The organism is Actinomadura macrotermitis (genome assembly GCF_009604375.1).
Taxonomy (GTDB): Bacteria; Actinomycetota; Actinomycetes; order Streptosporangiales; family Streptosporangiaceae; genus Spirillospora; species Spirillospora macrotermitis.
On record NZ_WEGH01000002.1, the window covers coordinates 1,019,588 to 1,035,225 of the forward strand.

Genomic DNA, 15,638 nt, shown 5'->3' on the forward strand with positions numbered 1-15,638 from the left:
GGGCGGCCCGGGTCATGCTGCCGGGCGCGGCGCGCCGCCGTCTTGAACGCTGTTGCGGTACGCGCCGGGCGTCACGCCCAGCACCCGCCGGAACCAGCGCGTCAGGTGGGCCTGGTCGGCGAACCCGACCAGCGACGCGGCCTCCGCCGGCCGGAGCCCGGCGTCCAGCAGCGCGCGCGCTCGGGCGACCCGGTGCTGGGCCAGCCACGCGTACGGCGGCATGCCGGTGGCCGAGCGGAACGCGCGCAGCAGCTGGTAGCGCGACAGGCCGAGGTCGCCGGCGAGGACGGCGAGCGTCGGCGGCGCGGTCAGCTCGTCCGCGAGCCGCTCGCTGACCAGCCGGGCGACCCGGCTGCCCGGCGGCGCGGCGGGCTCCCCCGCCGGCTCGGCGTGGCGCCGGACGAGCTCGCCGAGCAGCCACAGCAGCCGGGACTCGCCCTCCAGCGGGTCGCCGCCGCGGCGCAGCTCCCGGTGGGTCAGCCGCATCGCCGTGGCCAGCTCCGGGTCGTCGATGACCGGCCGGCCGAAGTGCGGGACGCCGCCCCCGCCGACGGCGCGCAGCGTCGCCGCGCCCGGGTAGAGCGCCAGGTAGGCGTACCCGTCGGGACCCGCCGGTCCGCCGGTGTGCGTCTCGCCGGGCTCGACGACCAGGATCGACCCGGCGGCCGAGAAGATGCGCTCGCCCCGGTAGCGCATCGTCTCCAGGCCGTCGACGCACACGCCGATCGCGTACTCGTCATGGACGTGCGGGGCGTAGTGCTGCCGGCCGAACCGGGCGGTCAGCAGATCCAGCGGTGCGCCCTCCTGGACGTCCGGGACCCGCGTCCAGACGGCCCGGTCAGGCGGAGAAGAGATGGCGGAGCCGCCAGCGGTCCTCGTCACGGCCGAGCTCCGCGACGGCGCGGCCGTCCGCGCCGGTCACCCGGACGCGGTAGATCCGGGTGCCGTAGGACTTCAGGACCTCGTCCACGGTGTAGCGCGCGCCTCGCCACCGGTACGCGGTGAGCCGCCCCGCCTGGTCGTGCTCGGCGATGACCGGCTCGTTCAGAAGGTGCCCCATGGACCCGCGAGCCTAGCACCGGGTCGAACGGGTGTTCGTGAGGCCGCGCGGACGCCTTCCGCCTGCTCGGCACGGCTTGGAGACGCTCCCGCATGGAGTCATTAAGCCGCGGGCCGCCGCGCGTGCCCACCCCTGCGGATCCGGGTTATCCACAGGCTGGGGGTAACTTTCCCCACAGCCTCCGACCTGCGCGGGCAGCGCCGGAGCACCCTTCGATCCACAGTGAAATCCCCAGCTGATCAGAGTTTTCACCAGTCCGGCGGCGCCTTGGGAGGGCCTGTGGAAGCCGCATCCGCCCGACCCTGCTGTCCACAGCCTGTGGACAACCTCTGTGCACAGACTGTGGGCGGCCGGCCACGGCGTCGTCCACCGGCCGTCCCCAAAAGGATCACCAGCCCTGCGATGCCCGTCCACAGGGTGGATAACCCTGTCACCTGCAGCTGAACCCGCTGTGCACGCGACTGCGTACACTCTGTGCACAGGGTGTGGGAAACCACGTCCACAGCCGGCGCCGGCCGGTGGAAAGAGTTGCCCACCGGAAATCCCCAGCGCCGTCCCCAGGGACGGGCACCTGTGCATGTTCACGATCGCGGCCCGCACGCCGTCTCACCAGCCGACACACCGTGGGCAATCCGGCGCTTGCCCCCAGACTCAGGCAAGCGGGAACGGCCTCCCGGACGCGTCCCGCCCCTTTACAATGGCGCCGCGCGAGGCTTTACACACAGGAATTCTCCACATCCTGTGGATAACGAATAACCGCAGCACAATGGCGGTGAAGAGGCCGTCCGGCCGCACCTTCGTCCTCAGGTTCAGCGGACCGGCGGAGCCATGGCGGCCATCGACCGCGCCTGCGCCACCGCGCTCGCCGCCCACGCGCCGCTCTGCGGGCCGGCCGGGAACTGCATGGTGTGGTGGAACCCCTCGCCGGTCACCGAGATGGTGACGAAGCCCGTGTAGCGCCGCTCCTTCATCAGCAGGAACAGCAGACCGAAGAGGCAGAACCACACGAAGATGATGGTCAGCACGATCGCGACCACCGGAATCCCCTCGGTCACCTGCGTGGAGTCCTGCACATTCCACATGCTGCCGCGCAATGGAAAACGGCCGTGCGGCAGGATCACATGCGTCCTGGTGAGAGCGGTATCGCCGATCTGCAGAAGAACGGGCTCATGCCCGGGATGGGCGAGCTCCCCGCCCGGCCGCGGCGACGGCGGCGGATATCCCCATTGCTGGTTCTGCGGATTGCCCTGCTGGTACGGGTCCACGAAGTCCCCACCTTCGTTCGGGAGCGCCCGGTGCGTCATCACCACGCATGATGCCGGTAAAGATCGCCCTCTGCCCAGCCCCTGCGGGCAAGGCCGGCGAAAGGTGTGACGGTCCCGATACCTGACGACCCGCCCACAACCCCTGTGGACAACCTCCGTCCCCAGGCGCGCCGCCCTGTGCATGCGAAGTTATCCACCGTCCGCCCCCGGAACAGCGTTCGGCCCACAGGTTATCCACCGCGAGAAACCCCAGGTCAGCAAGGACTTTCGGACCATCGCACCCCACTGTCCACACCCTGTGGACAACCTGCCTCCACAGAGCGCCGTTCCAGTGGACAACAGTTGTCCACCGGTTGTCCGCAGGATGTCCCCAGATCACCGCGGTCGTCCACACCACGATCGCGCAGACACCCGGCCCGCGGCCACCCGCCACTCCACACGACATAAACCGCAAAAGCACCAAACAGCCGCCTACTGGGTTGATCACCCCAGGAACGGCAACGACCCCCATGTCCCCAGGGCGGCGAGGTGATCCGGCACCGACTCGCCGCCGAGGACTAGCCGGCGACATATGAGCTCCCGCTCTATGAAGGCACGTGCTGCGGCGTGAGCATCGATTCCCCCAACGAGGATGGTCCGCAGTTAGAGGTGGTCGTCAGCGGCGAAACCGCGTACGTACGGTTTCTGAACCCGTGGGACATCGACTGCGCGCACGCGGCCTCTCGCCGAGGAGGCCGTAGAAGCCCTGCCAAAGCCCCCGAAACCCCAACGTTGGTGGCGACGCATCCGCATCTGAACGCCGCAGCACGCTGCGCAGAATCGATTCCGGCATGAACGCTCGGCACCGGCACACGTGGACTTCCTGCGGCTGCCGGTGGGCCGTCCGGCACCGGGCCACCAGCGCATCGGTCCGGTCTCCGCACACGACACAGCGCGCAGCCACGGATATCACCGGGATTGCCGTCCATGACCGATCCACAGGCACTGAGGGCATCGCTCACGAGGGACGGCGAGGTCCGCCGCCGCCGGATTCCCCGATGGAACGTCAGCGGCTGAGAACCGGCGCCTGCCTGTCGATCTCCCGGCAGATGACGGTCACCATGTCCTCGAAGGCGTCGCCGCCGTGCTTGCGGATGAGGGCCCCGTAGAGGTCCTTGCGGCAGGCCTCCCGGATCATCCAGGTGAGGGCGCTGTGATGGACCGGCCGATCGGCGGCCAGTTCGTCATAGGCCCCCTGAGAGACCCTCGCCAGCTCAGGGAAGGGCGCGGACTCCGCCATGATCATGCGGGCGGCATCGGTGAGCTCCATGCCGGGAGTCTAGGTCAGCCGAAGTCGCCCAGCCCGGCATCCGCCCCGGCCCTACGACCAGGAGATACGCGTGCTTCCGCCGCGAGGGCTGTCCCATCGGCATTTCGGCTGACAAACTCTCCGATCATGGCGAACAGCGCACTGTGGGTCGGTGTCCTCACCGCGTTGACCGCTCTCGGGGCCAGTTACATCACGTCGCGGGCGACCCTGCGCGCAGCGCTGACCCAGGCCCGCACGTCCGCACGGGCGCAGGCCCTCCGCGAACAGCACGAGCGCCGCCGGTCCACCTACCGGGAAATGATGAGCTGCACGCACGCGTTCAACGAGGTCACATGGCAGATCGACGACGTCGACGCGGCGCCCGACCGTGAGACCAAGGACCGGCTCCTGACGCAGATGGCCGAGCACATCGCCCCGGCCATCAGGGGTATGAACCGGGCGATCCACGAGGTCCGGCTCGACGGCCCCGCCGAGGTCTCCGCCGCAGCGGATCACGCACGTGACATGGCGCGGCGCGTGCAGGCGATGCTCAAGGCCCTCATCGGCGACGACGCCCCCGAGCGGCGGGCCGCCTACGACGCCGCCTACCGGGATTTCCGAGCGGCCTACGTCACGTTTATCGGCCTGGCACGAGAAACGCTGGACATCAAGGACGAGGACGATTAGCCCCAGCAAGCCCCCGGCGTGTCCGGACTGCGGCGGCGCACTGACCTGGCGGGCTTCGTCCTGAAGCTGTGCGGAGCGCCACCAATGGTGGATGTGGGCAGACCGGCCTACCAGCGCACTGGAACGCTGTCCCCAGAGCTGTTCGCCTCCTGACCGCATACGCCGGATGGCGTGATCCGGCGGTCAGCAGACGCGTTCCTGATAGACGAAGCTGTCCACTGGCTGAAGCGCCGTGATGACCGGCCACTCCGGCCGGTGCTCGATTTCGTTCAGGAAGGCTGTAAACGCCGGCTCCCTGCCCTCGTCGACGTCGGCCTGACGGCAGAAGGACAGGCAGAAACGCCGAGGGCCGCGGAAGGAGTACGTGCCGAACTCGTAGAGCAAGGCGTCTTCCACAGCCTCGATCGGCCTGTGCATGAAGCGGCTGAACGCACGCCATGCCGGCAGCGGGGAAAGCCGGCCGGGCTCTTGCCCCTCCTCGCGCAGGAGGGCGAGCAAGTGGTCCTGCGCTTCCCCGATCCGCATGGGAGCCCCTGGAAGCGCCTGAGGAGCATCAGGGCGCTGTTTCACAGCCGGCCACAGTAAGGCCCCTCAGGTTCGAGGCCTGTGCACATCGGAGACCGGCTGTGGAAAGCGGCACCGCATCAGCCGTCCGATCGACGGGCCGGGGCGGACAGCTGGATCGCGGCGAGCTTGGCCGGGTCCACAACGATGTGGATAGCGGTGATCCGACCTCCGGCGACGGTGAAGGCGATGGCGGAGAGCCGAGTCCCGTCGGGACGCCAGGTCATGTGGCCGGGGATGCCGTTGACCAGCACGGGTCGCTGACGGGCGACCTCGCCGGAGAACATGCGGGCGCCGGCGGCGACCTCGGTGGCGCCGAGGGTGACGACCACGCCGCCGGGGGTGTCGACGGTCAGCTTCACGTCCGGGTCGAGGACGCGCAGGAGCGCCGCGAAGTCGCCGTCGAGGGCGGCGGCGCGGAACGCCTGGACGGCCTGGTGGTGCTCGCGGCCCGGGGCCGCCGGCCGGTCCGTGGCCCGGACCTTCCGGCGGGCCCGGCTGGCGGTCATCTTGGCGGCGTCGGCGGATTTGCCCAGGATCTGGCCGATCTCGTGGAACGGGACCCCGAACATGTCGTGCAGGACGAACGCCAGCCGCTCGCTCGGGGTGAGCGAGTCGAGCACGACGAGCAGGGCGAGGCCGACCGAATCGGCCAGCACCACCTGCTCGTCCGGCGCGGGGCCGTCGGCGGGCGTCACCACGAGATCCGCGGATTCGTGCTCGGGATGGGCGTGCCGGGATCTCAGCAGGTCCAGGCTGATCCGGCCGACCACGGTGGTCAGCCAGCCCGCCAGGTTGGCGATGTCCGCCTCGTCCTGGCGGACCAGGCGCATCCAGGCCTCCTGGACCACGTCCTCGGCGTCGGCGTGCGAGCCCAGCATGCGGTACGCGACGCCGCGCAGCCGGTCACGCTGGGCATCGAACACCTCGGCCAGCCGGACGGTCACGGCTTGCGCTGCTGCCGGAGCGAGACCCGGTTGCCGTCCGGGTCCACCGCCTCGATGCGGACCCCGAACGGGTAGTCCTCCGGCTCGTCCTGTGCGAAGGTGACGCCGCGCCGGCGCATGGCCTCGAAGTCCTTCCGCAGATCGTCGGATTCAAGGAGCAGCGGGCCGGGCGCGCCGTCCTGGCCCATCCCCGCACCCGCCGCGTGCGGCCACAGGATGATCTGCACCGCGCTGTCGGGGACCCCGACGGTGAGAAAACGCCCGTCCGGCCCTGCGAAGTCGATCCGCTTCTCCAGGCCGAGCCCCTCGGTGTAGAACTCCAGCGCACGGTCCTGGTCGGTGACATAGACCGTCACGTACATGATGTTGGTCAGCATCCTGCCCTCGCTTCACTCGTCGGTACGACAACCGTTCGTTGCCCCTATGACGAGTGCCGGCGGGAGAAGGTAACAGGACCCCCGCCAGGTCACTCCCTGAAGCAGGTGAGGGGCCCGTCCAGGCGTGGGAGCAAGCGCGGATAGGTGATCGGGGTGGTGAGCCGGCCGCACAGGAACCGCGTCATCGGAACGGTGTCGATGACGCCGTCGGGCACCTGGCGGCCCTGCACCGCAGTCGGCCGGCTTTCGGGTTTCCCTTCGGTAAGCCAACTCAGCTGGTCGCCGTTGACGTCGCCACCCCAGCTCAGGAATCCGCCCGGTTCGGGCCATGCGGCGAGCGGATGGAACTGATTGCCGTAGATCTCGATGAAAGCCACGAAGTCAGTCGGCAGGCGCGCCCCCAGTTCGTCGAAGACCGCCTCCCAGGGGCGCAGCGGTGGCGGTGGGAGGGTCTCCAGCGCGTCGAAGGCCGCCGTTCCCAGTCGACCGGCCCCAGCGGGGGCCTCCGCTACCGCCTGCTCCGGCTGCGCATACGCCCCACAGACGGCGCGCCACCGATGAGCGGTCTGTGGATCGTTGTGGACGGAACATCTCTGTCGTTCAAATGCCGGTTCAACACCCTGAGCCGCCGGCGGTTCCGCCGCTCACGCACCTAGCCCGGCCACGCGCATGGGGGTGTGGGGGCGAAGCCCCCACCCGGGGGTTCCAGGGGGTCGCCCCCTGGGCGAAACGACGAAGGAGCGGCGGCTCACGTTTTCCGTGAGCACACCGCTCCTCGCGATCGAGTGGGCGTACCAGGACTTGAACCTGGGGCCTCATCCTTATCAGGGATGCGCTCTAACCGACTGAGCTATACGCCCGCACCTCGCCGCCGCGCTCCGGCGGCAGCAAGGAGAGATTACCGCATCTCAGGAGACGACCGGTAATCCATTAATCGGCCTCCTTGAGGGTCACCTCGACGCCGCCCACCAGGTCGGCGGCCAGGTTGTAGATGACCGAGCCGACGGTGGACAGGGCGGTGATGAGCAGCACGTTCAGCGCCCCCACCAGGACGGTGTAACCGAAGACGCGGGCGAAGGAGAACCAGCTGCCGGCGTCGACGCCGCCGCCGGACTCGCCCGGCCGCTTGGTGAGGCTGTTGACGGTGTCGCCGATGGCGTCGAAGACGCCGAGGCCGGCCAGGATCATGTAGAGGACGACCACGGCGACCAGCAGGACGACGAAGCAGACCAGCGACATCACGAAGCTGAACTTCATCACCGACCAGGGCTCCAGCCGGGCGAGCTGGAGCTGGGCCTTGCGGGCGGGCTTGCCGCTCGCCGCGGGCTTGGACTTGTCGGCGTCGGCGGCCGGGGTGGCCACCGGGCGGTCCTTCAGGACCGTGCTGGCGAACCCGCGCGATCCCGAGGACGACGACGGGGACGAGCCCGACGACGGCGGGGACGACAGCGGCGGCGGCGAGCCGAGCGGCTTGTCGGTGCGGTCGCGCGAGACCGAGCCGGCGGGCTCGGCGGGCTTGGTCCACGACGGCTCCGCGGCGTCCTTCACCGGCGCGACGGGCACGTCGGTCAGGGTGGGCTCGGCCACCGCGTCCTTCGCCGTGTCCTTGACCACCGGCTCCTTGGCCTTGGCCGGCTTCTTGGCCGCCGCGTCCTTGACGGTGCCGAGGTCGGGCGTGGTCTCGTCCAGCGCGGGGAGCTTGGCGGTCGCCTCGTCCCGGCCGGGCTTGGCGGACGCGGCCACGGTCTTCTTGGGCTCGTCTCCCGAGCCCTCCTTGACGGGGTCGTCCGTCCGGCCCTTGTTCTTGCCGGGCTGGGTGCTCACGTGTCCTCCTGGCCTAGCGCGGGCGCAGGGGCCTTACTCACTTGCGGCCCCTTCGTCCTCGACGTCGTCCGAGTCCTCCATGGACTCTACGTTCCTCGCGATGGCGACGATGCCGGCCTTGTCCGCGAGGCTCATCAACCGGACGCCCATGGTCTGCCGGCCGGACTGCTTGATTTCGGCCGCGCTGGTACGGATGACGCCGCCGTTCGAGGTCATTGCGAACACCTCGTCGTCGGTGCCCACCATGAGCGCCCCCACCAGCCTGCCGCGAGATTCCACGATCTTAGCGGTGAGCACGCCCTTGCCCCCCCGCCCCTGCCGAGGGTACTGGGAGACCGGAGTGCGCTTGGCATAGCCGCCGACGGTCGCGACCAGGACGTTCTGCGTCTCGTCCTGGACCACCAGCATGTTGAGGACCTCCTGGTCCCCCTCGAAACGCATGCCGATGACGCCGGAGGTGGCGCGGCCCATGGGGCGCAGCGAGTCGTCGTCGGCGCTGAACCGGATGGACTGCGCGCCGGTGGAGACCATCAGCAGGTCGTCGTCGGGCGAGACCAGCCGGGCCGAGATGACCTCGTCCTCGTCGAGCAGGTTGATCGCGATGATGCCGCCCGAGCGCGGCGAGTCGAAGTCGCGCAGCGCGGTCTTCTTGACCTTGCCCTTCTTGGTGGCGAGCACCAGGTAGGGCGCGACGTCGTAGTCGCGCAGGTCCATGACCTGGGCGATGTGCTCGTCGGGCTGGAAGGCCAGCAGGTTGGCCACGTGCTGGCCGCGCGAGTCGCGGGCGGCGTCGGGCAGCTCGTAGGCCTTGGCCCGGTAGACGCGGCCCTTGTTGGTGAAGAACAGGATCCAGTGGTGCGTGGTCGTCACGAAGAACTGGTCGACGATGTCGTCCTGCTTCAGCTGCGCGCCGCGCACGCCCTTGCCGCCGCGCCGCTGTGCCCGGTACAGGTCGGTCTTGGTGCGCTTGGCGTAGCCGCCGCGGGTGATGGTGACGACGACGTCCTCCTCGGCGATGAGGTCCTCGTAGGACACGTCGCCGTCGAAGGGGATGATCTGGGTGCGGCGGTCGTCGCCGTACTTGTCCAGGATCGGGGTGAGCTCGTCGCCGACGATCCGCCGCTGCCGCTCGGGCGAGGCCAGGATGTCGTTGTAGTCGGCGATCTCGGCCATCAGCTTGTCGTGCTCGTCGGTGATCGCCTGGCGCTCCAGGGCGGCGAGCTTGCGCAGCTGCATGTCCAAGATGGCCTGCGCCTGGATCTCGTCGATCTCCAGCAGGCCCATCAGGCCGCGCTGGGCCTCCTGCGCCGAGGGGGACCGCCGGATGAGGGCGATGACCTCCTCGATGCGGTCCAGGGCCTTCAGCAGCGCGCGCAGGATGTGGGCGCGCTCCTCGGCCTTGCGCAGCAGGAAGCGGGTGCGGCGGACGATGACGTCGACCTGGTGCGTCACCCAGTGCCGGATGAACTGGTCCAGGCGCAGCGTGCGCGGCACGCCGTCGACCAGCGCGAGCATGTTCGCGCCGAAGGTCTCCTGCAGCTGGGTGTGCTTGTACAGGTTGTTGAGGACGACCTTGGCGACCGCGTCCCGCTTGAGCACGATGACCAGGCGCTGGCCGGTGCGGCCGGAGGTCTCGTCGCGGACGTCGGCGATGCCGTCGAGCTTGCCGTCCTTGACCAGCTCGGCGATCTTCAGCGCGAGGTTGTCCGGGTTGACCTGGTAGGGCAGCTCGGTGACGACCAGGCAGGTGCGGTTCTGGATCTCCTCGACCTCGACCACGGCGCGCATGGTGATCGAGCCGCGCCCGGTCCGGTAGGCCTCCTCGATGCCCTTGCGGCCGACGATGAGGCCGGCGGTCGGGAAGTCGGGGCCCTTGATCCGCTCGATCAGCGCGTCGAGCAGCTCCTCGTCGGAGGCGCCGTAGTTCTCCAGGTACCAGCGGACGCCCTCGCCGACCTCGCGCAGGTTGTGCGAGGGGATGTTGGTGGCCATCCCGACCGCGATGCCCGACGCCCCGTTGACCAGCAGGTTGGGGTACCGCGACGGCATGACGTCGGGTTCCTGCGAGCGGCCGTCGTAGTTGGGGGAGAAGTCGACGGTCTCCTTGTCGATGTCGCGCAGCAGCTCCATCGCCAGGGGCGCCATGCGGCACTCGGTGTAGCGCATGGCGGCCGCGGGGTCGTTGCCGCGCGAGCCGAAGTTGCCGTTGCCGTCGACCAGGGGGTAGCGCAGCGACCAGGGCTGCGCGAGGCGGACCAGCGCGTCGTAGATGGCCGAGTCGCCGTGCGGGTGGTAGTTGCCCATGACGTCGCCGACGACGCGGGCGCACTTGAAGTAGCCGCGGTCGGGGCGGTAGCCGCCGTCGTACATCGCGTACAGGACGCGCCGGTGCACCGGCTTCAGGCCGTCGCGGACCTCGGGCAGCGCGCGCGCGACGATGACCGACATCGCGTAGTCCAGGTAGGACTTCTGCATCGACGCCTGGAGATCGACCGGCTCGATCCGCTCTCCCGGAACGCCGCCCTCGGTGGTCACATCCGTCACTGTGAAAGACCTCTTCTACGTCGGGGAAGGGAAGCTCGTGGCCGCCGGGGCTCAGATGTCGAGGAAGCGCACGTCCTTGGCGTTGCGCTGGATGAAGTCACGGCGGGGTTCGACCTCCTCGCCCATGAGGACGCTGAACAGCTCGTCGGCCTGCGCGGCGTCGTCGAGCTGCACCTGGAGCAGGAGCCGCTTGGCCGGGTCCATCGTGGTGTCCCACAGCTCGTTGGCGTTCATCTCGCCGAGGCCCTTGAAGCGCTGGACCTGGTCGCGCGGGCGCGGGTCGCGCTTGCCGGCGGCGATGCCGGCCTCGATGACCTGGTCGCGCTCGGCGTCGGAGTAGACGTAGTCGGCCTCGTTGCCGCGCGCGTCCCACTTGATCTTGTACAGCGGCGGCTGGGACAGGTACACGTGGCCGGCCTCGATCAGCGGCTTCATGAACCGGAACAGCAGCGTGAGCAGCAGCGTGTTGATGTGGTGGCCGTCGACGTCGGCGTCCGACATCAAGATGATCTTGTGGTAGCGCAGCTTCTCGATGTCGAACTCGTCGTGCACCCCGGTGCCGAGGGCGGTGATGATCGCCTGCACCTCGTTGTTCTTCAGGATGCGGTCGATCCGCGCCTTCTCCACGTTCAGGATCTTGCCGCGGATGGGCAGGATCGCCTGGGTGATGGAGTCGCGGCCGCCCTTGGCCGAGCCGCCCGCCGAGTCGCCCTCGACGATGTACAGCTCGGACTTGGCCGGGTCGGTCGACTGGCAGTCCGACAGCTTGCCCGGCAGCGAGGTCGACTCCAGCAGGCTCTTGCGCCGGGTCAGGTCGCGCGCCGCCCGCGCCGCCACCCGCGCCCGCGCGGCCTGCGTGGCCTTGTTGATGATCTCCTTGGCCTCGCCGGGGTTCTCCTCGAACCAGTCGCGCAGGTGCTCGTTGCACGCCTTCTGCACGAACGACTTGGCCTCGGTGTTGCCGAGCTTGGTCTTGGTCTGGCCCTCGAACTGCGGGTCGGCCAGCTTGATCGAGATGATCGCGGTGAGGCCCTCGCGGACGTCCTCGCCGGTCAGGTTGTCGTCCTTGTCGCGCAGCAGGCCCTTGTCGCGGGCGTACCGGTTGACGATCGTGGTGAGCGCCGCCCGGAAGCCCTCCTCGTGCGTGCCGCCCTCGGCCGTGTTGATGGTGTTGGCGAAGGTGTGCACGGACTCGGCGTAGGACGAGTTCCACTGCATGGCGATCTCGACCGACATGCCCTCGGTCTCGTCCGACAGGTAGATCACCGACTCGTGGACGGCGTCCTTGCGCGCGTTGAGGTAGCGGACGAAGTCCTCGATGCCGCCCTCGTAGTGGTAGACCACCACGCGCGGCTCGCCCTCGTCGGTGAGGTGGTCGGCGCGCTCGTCGCACAGCGTGATGGACAGCCCGCGGTTGAGGAAGGCCATCTCCTGCATGCGGCGCGAGAGCGTCTCGAAGTTCCACTCGAGGGTCTCGAAGATGTCGCCGTCGGGCCAGAAGGTGATCTGGGTGCCGGTCTCGTCGGTCGGCTCACCCTGCTCCAGCGGCCCCTTGGCGCCCTTCCAGTCGTAGGACTGGCGCCAGTAGTGGCCGTCGGTGCGCACCTCGGCGTCCAGCCGGGTCGACAGGGCGTTGACCACCGCCGAGCCGACGCCGTGCAGGCCGCCCGACACCGCGTAGGACTTGCCGTCGAACTTGCCGCCCGCGTGCAGCGTGGTCAGCACCAGCTCGATGGCCGGGCGCTTCTCCACCGGGTGCTCGCCCACCGGGATGCCCCGGCCGTTGTCCTTGACGCGGACGCCGCCGTCCGCCAGGAGGGTCACCTCGATGGTGTCGGCATAGCCGGCCAGGGCCTCGTCGACGGAGTTGTCGACGATCTCGTAGACGAGGTGGTGCAGCCCGCGTTCCCCGGTGGAGCCGATGTACATGCCCGGGCGCTTGCGCACCGCCTCGAGCCCTTCGAGGACAGTGATGGAACTAGCGTCGTACGCCAAAGGAGATCCTCCTGCCGGGGAAGCGTGCCGCCCCCGCGCCACGCGGACGCGGTGTGCCCCGTAACACACGAAGGGCGCCCAGTGCTCTGTCCGTGTCGGCCAGAGAACCCCGCGGCGACCCATGGCGGCCCAGCATCCTGAACCCGAATTCATTCTACCGGGTGATGCGCCGAAAAGTGGCACTGACGGACGCTGTGTGCACGTGTGGCGGCCGAGCGGATGAGGAGGTACATCCCCCCATTCACCCTGGGGTGTTCACTGGCCTGTGAGGCCCTCGCAGCGGAAAACCGCTCCGCGAGCCACCCTTGGATGGTCGCACCCGGCACTGACATTTTGCGGCACGTCGCCGACCTGCGGGTTCGCGGCGTCGTCGCTGATCAGGACGGCGGCCGGCTCAGCGGGCGCGCCAGGCGCCGGTGCGCCGCGGTCCCGACGACGGGCCGACCACCTTGACCTGCTTGACGGTCCCCTGCCCGAGCTCCTCGTTCAGCCGGCGCATCAGCTGGGTGCGCAGCAGCCGCAGCTGGGTCGCCCAGGTGGTGGAGTCGGCGACGACGGTGAGCTCGCCGTCCTCGAACCTGTCGGGCTTGGTGTGCTCGGCGAGCTCGGGGCCGACGATCCCGGGCCAGTTGCCGAACACGCCGCCGACGGCCGCCCGCTGCTCCCAGCCGCGCGCGGCCATCAGCTCGCGGATCGCGCTGCCGAACGCCTGGGGGTCGCCGCCGCGCCCGGACTGGCGGACCGGCGCGGGCCGCGGCCCCTTGCGCTTGCCCTGGCCGGGCAGGGTGCCGCGTTTGCGGGCGTCGGCCTTGGCCTGGGCGAGGGCCTCGCGGGCCAGCTCGATGCCCGACTTCGCCGGCGCGGCGGGCGGCGGCGCGGCGGGGGAACCGTCCACAGGCTGTGGATCCTCGTCGGCCACGGCTACTCCTTCCGGATCCGTCCGTCCGCGACGGCGTAGGTGACGCCGGTCAGCTCCTTGGGCACGTCCTCGGGCACCGCCGCGGTGATCAGGACCTGCTCGGCGGGCGCGACCATCTCGGCGAGGCGGGCGCGGCGGCCGGCGTCCAGCTCTGCGAACACGTCGTCCAGGATCAGCACCGGGTCGTCGCCGTCGGCGCGCAGCAGCTCGAACGCCGCCAGCCGCAGGCCGAGCGCGAACGACCACGACTCGCCGTGGCTGGCGTAGCCGCGGGCCGGCAGCTCCCCCAGCTGCAGCAGCAGCTCGTCGCGGTGCGGGCCGACCAGGCTGACGCCGCGTTCCAGCTCCTGCTTGCGGGCCTCGGCGACGGCGCCGAGCAGCTGCTCGGCCAGTTGTGCACGGTCTGTGGACAACTCCGCGGCGCCGATCGAGCTCTTGTACATCAGGTCGGCGGCGCCGCTGTGCGGGGCGAGCTCGGCGTACGCGCGCGCGACGAGCGGGCGCAGCGCCTCGACGAGCTCCAGCCGCGCGGACAGCAGTTCCGCGCCGGCGCGGGCCAGATGCGAATCCCACACGTCCAGCGTCGCCAGCACCTCGGCGCTGGGCGAGCGACGGTGCGCGGCCCCCGAGCGCAAAAGCGCGTTGCGCTGCTTCAGGACACGCTCGTAGTCGGAGCGCACTCCGGCGAAGCGCGGCGCGCGCGCGGTGAGCAGCTCGTCCAGGAAGCGGCGGCGCTCCCCCGGGTCGCCCTTCACCAGCGCCAGGTCCTCCGGCGCGAACAGCACCGTCCGCAGCATCCCCAGGATCTCGCGCGGCCTGGGGACGGGGGAGCGGTTCAGCCGTGCCCGGTTCGCCTTACCCGGGTTGATCTCCAGCTCGATCAGCGCGCGCCGGTCGTCGCGGACCACGCCGGCCCGCACGATGGCGCGCGCCGCGCCCTGCCGGACCAGCGGCGCGTCGGTGGCCGCGCGGTGGCTGCCGTGCGCGGCGACGTACCCGACGGCCTCGACCAGGTTGGTCTTGCCCTGCCCGTTCGGGCCCACGAACGCGGTGACGCCCGGCTCCAGCGCCACCTCGGCGGTGGCGTAGGAGCGGAAGTCCTGGAGCGAGAGATGGGCGACGTGCACGAGCAACGAGAGTAGAGCCTCCGGGCCGCCCCTGGGTCGGGGCGGCCCGCGAGCGGCTCGTCGACAGGCTGTGGACGGCGGCTCAGAGCTGCGGCGGCTTGACGTCCGCGCCCGGGGAGTCGGCGCCCTTGGCGGACTCGACGGCGTGCCCGCCGAACTGGTTGCGCAGCGCCGCGACGACCTTCATCGCGGGCGAGTCGTCCTGCCGGGAGGCGAACCGCGCGAACAGCGAGGCGGTGATCGCCGGGAGCGGCACCGCGTGGTCGACGGCGGCCTGCACCGTCCACCGGCCCTCGCCCGAGTCGTTGGCGTAGCCGCGGATCTCGTCCAGCGTGGCGTCCTCGGCGAGCGCCCGGTTCATCAGGTCCAGCAGCCAGGACCGGATGACCGTGCCCTCCTGCCAGCTGTGGAAGACCGCGGGCACGTCGGTGACGACGTCGCTGGCCTCCAGCAGCTCGTAGCCCTCGCCGAACGCCTGCATCATCGCGTACTCCACACCGTTGTGGACCATCTTCGCGAAGTGCCCGGCGCCGATCTTGCCGGCGTGCACGAACCCGAACTCGCCCTCGGGCTTCAGCGTCTCGAAGATCGGCATGAGCCGCTTGACGTTGTCCTCGTCGCCGCCGACCATCAGCGCGTAGCCGTTCTGCAGGCCCCACACGCCGCCGCTGACGCCGCAGTCGACGAAGCCGATGTCCTTGGCCGCCAGCTGCTCGCCGTGCTTCTGGTCGTCCACATAGTGTGAATTGCCGCCGTCGATGACGACGTCGCCGGGCTCCAGGAGTTCCCCCAGCCGGTTGACGGTCTCCTGCGTCGGCCCGCCCGCCGGCACCATCACCCACACCGCGCGCGGCGCCGCGAGCCGCTGCACGAGCTCCTCGACGGTGGCGACGTCGCTGACGTCGGGGTTGCGGTCGTAGCCCACCACGGTGTGGCCGCCCCGGCGCAGACGTTCGGCCATGTTGCCGCCCATCTTGCCGAGGCCGATGATCCCAAGCTCCATCTCGACTCCCCTGTCGTGTGGGCGGACGCCCCGCCCAC

Annotated in this window: 15 protein-coding genes and 1 tRNA gene; 1 reads left to right on the plus strand and 15 read right to left on the minus strand. The window is 70.1% G+C overall.

Annotated elements, in window-relative coordinates; translation table 11 throughout:
- Positions 1-12 precede the first annotated feature (12 nt).
- From ACRB68_RS16605 to ACRB68_RS16620, 4 genes are all read right to left on the minus strand, one after another.
- Positions 13-882 carry a helix-turn-helix domain-containing protein gene (locus ACRB68_RS16605; RefSeq protein WP_328594297.1) on the minus strand — a complete coding sequence of 290 codons (870 nt, stop codon included), beginning with the start codon at positions 880-882 and terminating at the stop codon, positions 13-15.
- Positions 839-1,060, minus strand: a complete 222-nt coding sequence (locus ACRB68_RS16610; protein ID WP_153533349.1) for a hypothetical protein — start codon at positions 1,058-1,060, stop codon at positions 839-841. The genes ACRB68_RS16605 and ACRB68_RS16610 overlap by 44 nt, the downstream gene beginning before the upstream one ends.
- A gap of 809 nt (positions 1,061-1,869) precedes the next feature.
- Positions 1,870-2,325, minus strand: coding sequence for a hypothetical protein (locus ACRB68_RS16615; RefSeq protein WP_194293340.1), 456 nt, complete (start codon positions 2,323-2,325; stop codon positions 1,870-1,872).
- A 1,045-nt stretch (positions 2,326-3,370) separates the two neighbouring features.
- Positions 3,371-3,634 (minus strand): hypothetical protein, encoded by a 264-nt coding sequence (locus tag ACRB68_RS16620; RefSeq protein WP_153533350.1) that lies wholly within the window; start codon positions 3,632-3,634, stop codon positions 3,371-3,373.
- 126 nt (positions 3,635-3,760) lie between these two features.
- Here ACRB68_RS16620 and ACRB68_RS16625 point away from each other — a divergent pair, with 126 nt between their 5' ends.
- Positions 3,761-4,300 (plus strand): hypothetical protein, encoded by a 540-nt coding sequence (locus tag ACRB68_RS16625; protein ID WP_153533351.1) that lies wholly within the window; start codon positions 3,761-3,763, stop codon positions 4,298-4,300.
- A 183-nt stretch (positions 4,301-4,483) separates the two neighbouring features.
- On the opposite strand, the gene ACRB68_RS16630 is transcribed toward ACRB68_RS16625, so the two are convergent.
- From ACRB68_RS16630 to gnd, 11 genes are all read right to left on the minus strand, one after another.
- Positions 4,484-4,825 (minus strand): hypothetical protein, encoded by a 342-nt coding sequence (locus ACRB68_RS16630; RefSeq protein WP_153533352.1) that lies wholly within the window; start codon positions 4,823-4,825, stop codon positions 4,484-4,486.
- Between the two features lie 119 nt (positions 4,826-4,944).
- Positions 4,945-5,811 carry a sigma-70 family RNA polymerase sigma factor gene (locus ACRB68_RS16635; RefSeq protein WP_328594298.1) on the minus strand — a complete coding sequence of 289 codons (867 nt, stop codon included), beginning with the start codon at positions 5,809-5,811 and terminating at the stop codon, positions 4,945-4,947.
- Positions 5,808-6,188: a VOC family protein gene (locus ACRB68_RS16640; RefSeq protein ID WP_153533353.1), complete on the minus strand. Its 381-nt coding sequence runs from the start codon at positions 6,186-6,188 to the stop codon at positions 5,808-5,810. The genes ACRB68_RS16635 and ACRB68_RS16640 overlap by 4 nt, the downstream gene beginning before the upstream one ends.
- A gap of 89 nt (positions 6,189-6,277) precedes the next feature.
- Positions 6,278-6,565: a hypothetical protein gene (locus tag ACRB68_RS16645; protein ID WP_153533354.1), complete on the minus strand. Its 288-nt coding sequence runs from the start codon at positions 6,563-6,565 to the stop codon at positions 6,278-6,280.
- 409 nt (positions 6,566-6,974) lie between these two features.
- Positions 6,975-7,048: transfer RNA gene (locus ACRB68_RS16650), tRNA-Ile, on the minus strand.
- A 70-nt stretch (positions 7,049-7,118) separates the two neighbouring features.
- Positions 7,119-8,012, minus strand: coding sequence for a DUF3566 domain-containing protein (locus ACRB68_RS41285; protein WP_328594299.1), 894 nt, complete (start codon positions 8,010-8,012; stop codon positions 7,119-7,121).
- Positions 8,013-8,045: 33 nt separating this feature from the next.
- Positions 8,046-10,556 carry a DNA gyrase subunit A gene (gene gyrA, locus ACRB68_RS16660; RefSeq protein ID WP_328594301.1) on the minus strand — a complete coding sequence of 837 codons (2,511 nt, stop codon included), beginning with the start codon at positions 10,554-10,556 and terminating at the stop codon, positions 8,046-8,048.
- A 51-nt stretch (positions 10,557-10,607) separates the two neighbouring features.
- On the minus strand, positions 10,608-12,551 hold the full coding sequence (gene gyrB / locus ACRB68_RS16665; RefSeq protein ID WP_153533355.1) for a DNA topoisomerase (ATP-hydrolyzing) subunit B: 1,944 nt from the start codon (positions 12,549-12,551) through the stop codon (positions 10,608-10,610).
- A 394-nt stretch (positions 12,552-12,945) separates the two neighbouring features.
- Positions 12,946-13,470: a DUF721 domain-containing protein gene (locus ACRB68_RS16670; protein ID WP_328594302.1), complete on the minus strand. Its 525-nt coding sequence runs from the start codon at positions 13,468-13,470 to the stop codon at positions 12,946-12,948.
- Positions 13,471-13,472: 2 nt separating this feature from the next.
- A complete protein-coding gene (gene recF, locus ACRB68_RS16675) occupies positions 13,473-14,597 on the minus strand; it encodes a DNA replication/repair protein RecF (RefSeq protein ID WP_328594304.1) in 1,125 nt (374 codons plus the stop codon).
- 82 nt (positions 14,598-14,679) lie between these two features.
- On the minus strand, positions 14,680-15,600 hold the full coding sequence (gene gnd / locus ACRB68_RS16680; RefSeq protein WP_153533357.1) for a phosphogluconate dehydrogenase (NAD(+)-dependent, decarboxylating): 921 nt from the start codon (positions 15,598-15,600) through the stop codon (positions 14,680-14,682).
- Between the last annotated feature and the right edge of the window lie 38 nt (positions 15,601-15,638).